This window comes from Longimicrobium sp., assembly GCF_036554565.1.
Classification (GTDB): Bacteria; Gemmatimonadota; Gemmatimonadetes; order Longimicrobiales; family Longimicrobiaceae; genus Longimicrobium.
Genome location: NZ_DATBNB010000238.1, coordinates 1 through 3824 on the forward strand (window position 1 = coordinate 1; position 3824 = coordinate 3824).

Annotated in this window: 5 protein-coding genes; 3 read left to right on the top strand and 2 right to left on the bottom strand. The window is 69.0% G+C overall.

What is annotated here, in order from left to right; genetic code table 11:
- Positions 1–9: 9 nt before the first annotated feature.
- The gene (locus tag VIB55_RS25450; RefSeq protein WP_349262996.1) at positions 10–93 is read left to right on the top strand and encodes a type II toxin-antitoxin system YoeB family toxin; all 84 of its coding nucleotides are present in this window, start codon (positions 10–12) and stop codon (positions 91–93) included.
- Positions 94–133: 40 nt separating this feature from the next.
- On the opposite strand, the gene VIB55_RS06495 is transcribed toward VIB55_RS25450, so the two are convergent.
- Positions 134–487 carry a helix-turn-helix transcriptional regulator gene (locus tag VIB55_RS06495; protein ID WP_331875860.1) on the bottom strand — a complete coding sequence of 118 codons (354 nt, stop codon included), beginning with the start codon at positions 485–487 and terminating at the stop codon, positions 134–136.
- Positions 487–864: a hypothetical protein gene (locus VIB55_RS06500; protein WP_331875856.1), complete on the bottom strand. Its 378-nt coding sequence runs from the start codon at positions 862–864 to the stop codon at positions 487–489. The genes VIB55_RS06495 and VIB55_RS06500 overlap by 1 nt, the downstream gene beginning before the upstream one ends.
- A gap of 399 nt (positions 865–1263) precedes the next feature.
- On the opposite strand from VIB55_RS06500, the gene VIB55_RS06505 reads away from it, so the two are divergent.
- Positions 1264–1791, top strand: coding sequence for a hypothetical protein (locus VIB55_RS06505; protein WP_331875857.1), 528 nt, complete (start codon positions 1264–1266; stop codon positions 1789–1791).
- 30 nt (positions 1792–1821) lie between these two features.
- On the top strand, positions 1822–3642 hold the full coding sequence (locus tag VIB55_RS06510) for a DEAD/DEAH box helicase (RefSeq protein WP_331875858.1): 1821 nt from the start codon (positions 1822–1824) through the stop codon (positions 3640–3642).
- Positions 3643–3824: the final 182 nt, after the last annotated feature.

Genomic DNA, 3824 nt, shown 5'->3' on the forward strand with positions numbered 1-3824 from the left:
TCCCGCCGTATCGATCAGGAGCACCGGCTGGTGTACGAGGTGCTTCCCGACCGGATCAAGCTGCTTTCAGCGCGCTATCACTACTCGAAATAAAAGCAAGCCAATCGGATTCGTCCCCGCCGCGCACTTCGCGTCACACGCCCGTCTTGGCTTTCGCGGGTGTTCGTGCAGGCTTCGCGGACGCCCGCACCTCGTCGCTCGCGAAGAGCGCAGCCGTATCCACGCCGAACACACGAGCGAGCGCGTCCAGCGTCTCGAGTCCAAGGTTGGCCTCAGCGCCCTCGATCTGCGCGATGCGGGGCTGCTTCACGCCGAGGGCCGCGGCGAGCTGCTTCTGCGTCATCCCGCGCTGCACCCGCAGGCGCAGCACGTTGCTCGCAACGAGGAGCTTGCTGCCCGCCGTCTTCTCGGCTTCCTCGATCTCGGGATTCTCCCTGTGAAGTCGCTCAAATACGGCGTCGGTGCTGGATGCCTCGCGATCGAACATCACTCTGCCTCCTCCAGGAAACGCTTCCGGACCAGCGCGACGGCATCGCAGATGTCGCTCAACCGCCGGTGACTCACAACATCGCGCTTGGGAATGATGCGGCACACCCAGATCTCCCGCGCCCCGGGCGTGTCGTACCAGAACATGAAAAGCCGGTACCCACCCGCGACGTCCCGCAACTCACCGACACACTCGTCCCCGCGCAGCACTTGCACGAGGGCGGACTTTGCGGAAAGTATCCACCCGTTCTCTTCGACGCGCTTCGCCACTTGGCGGAGTATTTCCGCCCGCCGAGCGTCGCGCCGGGCAAGAACGCGTAGTTCCTTCTGGGCAGCCTCGATCCAGTAGACCACGCAGTCGTCGTTCATCTCCCCCACCCGTCTATTATAAGCTATAGACTATGTGCTGACAAGGCCGCTGTTCCGGGGCCAAGCGCGGAAGCGGACTGTGTGAACGGCAGTAATGCAGGGGTGGGGTTCGCTGCACAAGGGTTCTGGAGCAGCGTACGTGGACAGGATGAACACGCGTTGGCGCCGCGCCGCACGCTTCGGGACACGTATGAGTTCAGCGTTTAACACGGGACGTCGAGTGGACGGACGGAACGGAATGCGAGATTGGTGGTATGGAGAACTCTGGAGCGCATTGCCAGTACGTTACCACTACTCGAAATGAGGGCGGCCACGGGGCCGCCTTTCTGTTTTGCGTCCCTTCCGCCCGCGCTGGTCCGCTGCTTGCGCCCGTGCACGGGATCGGAATCCGAGCACATGGGAGGCAGAGTGGACCAGACGGGGCGGGAGATGACGGACGAGCAACGAGCGGAACACGCTCTCGACGCGTATCTTGAGCGGCGCCGGCGGCGGCGCGCCGAAGACACCTGGTTCGGCGACCCGCGCGGGCTGCTGGATGCGGCCGCGACCGGGCTCGACGCGGAGGAGGTCAGCCGCCGCCGCATCGACGTGGTGCAGGAGGCGGTGAACGTGGGGATGGCCCCGGAACTGGCCGAAATGCTGTACGACGTGGCGCAGGCCGAGGGGCTGGATCCCGTGCTCGGCTTCGAGCTGGTGCGCTCCGGGCTGGGCGTGCAGCCGCCCGAGCGGCTGGACAACGCCCCCGACTTCGCCACGACCGACAAGTACCGTCCCGAGTGGCTGGAGCCGCCGGTAGACCCCGACTCGCTGCTGCGCGAGCGGACCCTGCGCATGTCGTTCCGGCGGCTGCGAGGATTTCTGGAGCAGCACGAAGACCCGGCAGAGGCGTTCGGCGCCTTTGCCCGCGAGCCCGACGTGGGCGCCGTGGGTTACTGAAGGCCGGGAGAACGATACAGGAACGGACAGATGCCGGAAGAGATCGAAGTCATACACCCGTCGTTCGCGGACCTCGGGCTGGAACCTGAAATCGTGGCTGCCCTGGAAGGGCTGGGCTACGAGGAGCCCACGCCCATCCAGGTGCGCGCCATTCCCGTGCTGCTGGCCGGCCGCGACATGATCGGCCGGGCGGCCACGGGCACGGGCAAGACGGCGGCGTTCGCGCTGCCCATCGTGCAGCGCATCGACGCCTCCGTGCGCGGGGTGCAGGCGCTGGTGATGGCGCCCACGCGCGAGCTGGCGGTGCAGGTGGCCGAGGCCATGCACCGGTACGGCGCCAAGCGTGGCGTGTCGGTGCTGGCGGTGTACGGCGGCCAGGACATCACGCGCCAGCTGCGCGAGCTGCGGCGCGGGGTGAACGTGGTGGTGGGCACCCCCGGGCGGCTGCTGGACCACATCCGCCGCCGCTCGCTGGACCTTTCCAGCACGCAGTACCTGGTGCTCGACGAGGCCGACGAGATGCTGGACATGGGCTTCATCGAAGACATCGAAGCCATCATCGAGGAGCTTCCGGCCGAGCGGCAGACGGCGCTCTTTTCCGCCACCTTCCCGCCCCGCATCGCCGACCTGGCGCGCAAGGCGCTGCGCGACCCGGAGCGCGTCACCATCGAGCGCGAGCGGCTGGAAACGCCCCTCGTGCGCCAGGCGGCGTACCTGGTGCCGCGCCAGCACAAGCTTGAGGCGCTGGCCCGCATCCTGGACCTGGAGGCCCCCACCTCGGCCATCATCTTCTGCCGCACGCGCGGCGAGGTCGACGAGCTGACCGAGGCGCTGGGCGTGCGCGGATACCACCCCGAGGCGCTTCACGGCGGCCTGGCGCAGGGCCAGCGCGACCGGGTGATGGGCAAGTTCCGCCAGGGCTCCGCCGACCTGCTGATCGCCACCGACGTGGCGGCGCGCGGGTTGGACGTGGAGCACGTGAGCCATGTGGTGAACTACGACATCCCGCAGACCCCGGAGGTGTACGTCCACCGCATCGGGCGCACGGGCCGCGCGGGCCGCGAAGGCACGGCCATCACGCTGGTGATTCCGCGCGAGCGCTTCCTTCTCAAGGCCATCGAGCGCACCACCGGGCAGTCCATCGAGCACGCCAAGGTGCCGCGCCCGGGCGAGGTGAAGGCACGCCGGCGCGCGCGCCTGGCCGATTCGGTGCGCGACGCGCTGGCCACGGGCGATGCGCTGCAGCCCTTCCGCGAGGTGATCGGGCCGTTGCTGGCGGAGTTCGACGCGGCGGAAGTGGCGGCCGCGGCGCTGAGCGTGGCCGCGGCGGGACGTGGGACCGAGGAGTTGCAGGGGTCCGACGTGGAGATCCCGGAGTTCGAGGGGCGTCCGGACCGCGGCGGTGATCGTGAGTCGCGCGGGCCGCGCGGACGGGTGGATCGCGCGGAGTCCGGCGGTGGCGGCGGCGGCGGAGGCCGGAGTTCCGGCAACAAGACCACGCTGTACATCGGCATCGGGCGGCGGCGCGGCATCCGGCCGGCGGACATCGTGGGCGCCATCGCGGGCGAGGCGAACGTGCCGGGCGACCGCATTGGCGCCATCGAGATCACCGACCAGTTCACGCTGGTGGACGTGGACGAGAACGACGCCGACGACATCGTGAACAAGCTGTCGCAGGCCAGCATCCGTGGGCGTCCCGTGGCGGTCCGCCGCTCCCGCGAGGACCGCGGCTCCGCCGCCGATGCCCAGTCGCGCCGTCCGCGGGGCGACTTCGGCGAGGCGCCGCGGCCGCGCAGGCCGCGCGGCGAGTACGGCGGCACCGATCGGCCGTTCCGAGGCCGTCGCGACTGATCCGCGTGTATCGAACACGAAGGGGCGCATCCTCAGCTTGGATGCGCCCCTTTGCTATGTCTCTCCTCGTACGATCTTGGGTCTCACGCGGAGGCGCGGAGAGCGCGGAGGAACAGCCGACACGCCTCCGCAGTTCTCCGCGTCCTCCGCGCCTCCGCGTGATCTAAGACGGATCCAGGAAC

Coding starts and splice junctions, on each gene's coding strand:
- VIB55_RS06495 (WP_331875860.1), bottom strand. CDS start 487: ATGTTCGATCGCGAGGCATCCAGCACCGACGCCGTATTTGAGCGACTT.
- VIB55_RS06510 (WP_331875858.1), top strand. CDS start 1,822: ATGCCGGAAGAGATCGAAGTCATACACCCGTCGTTCGCGGACCTCGGG.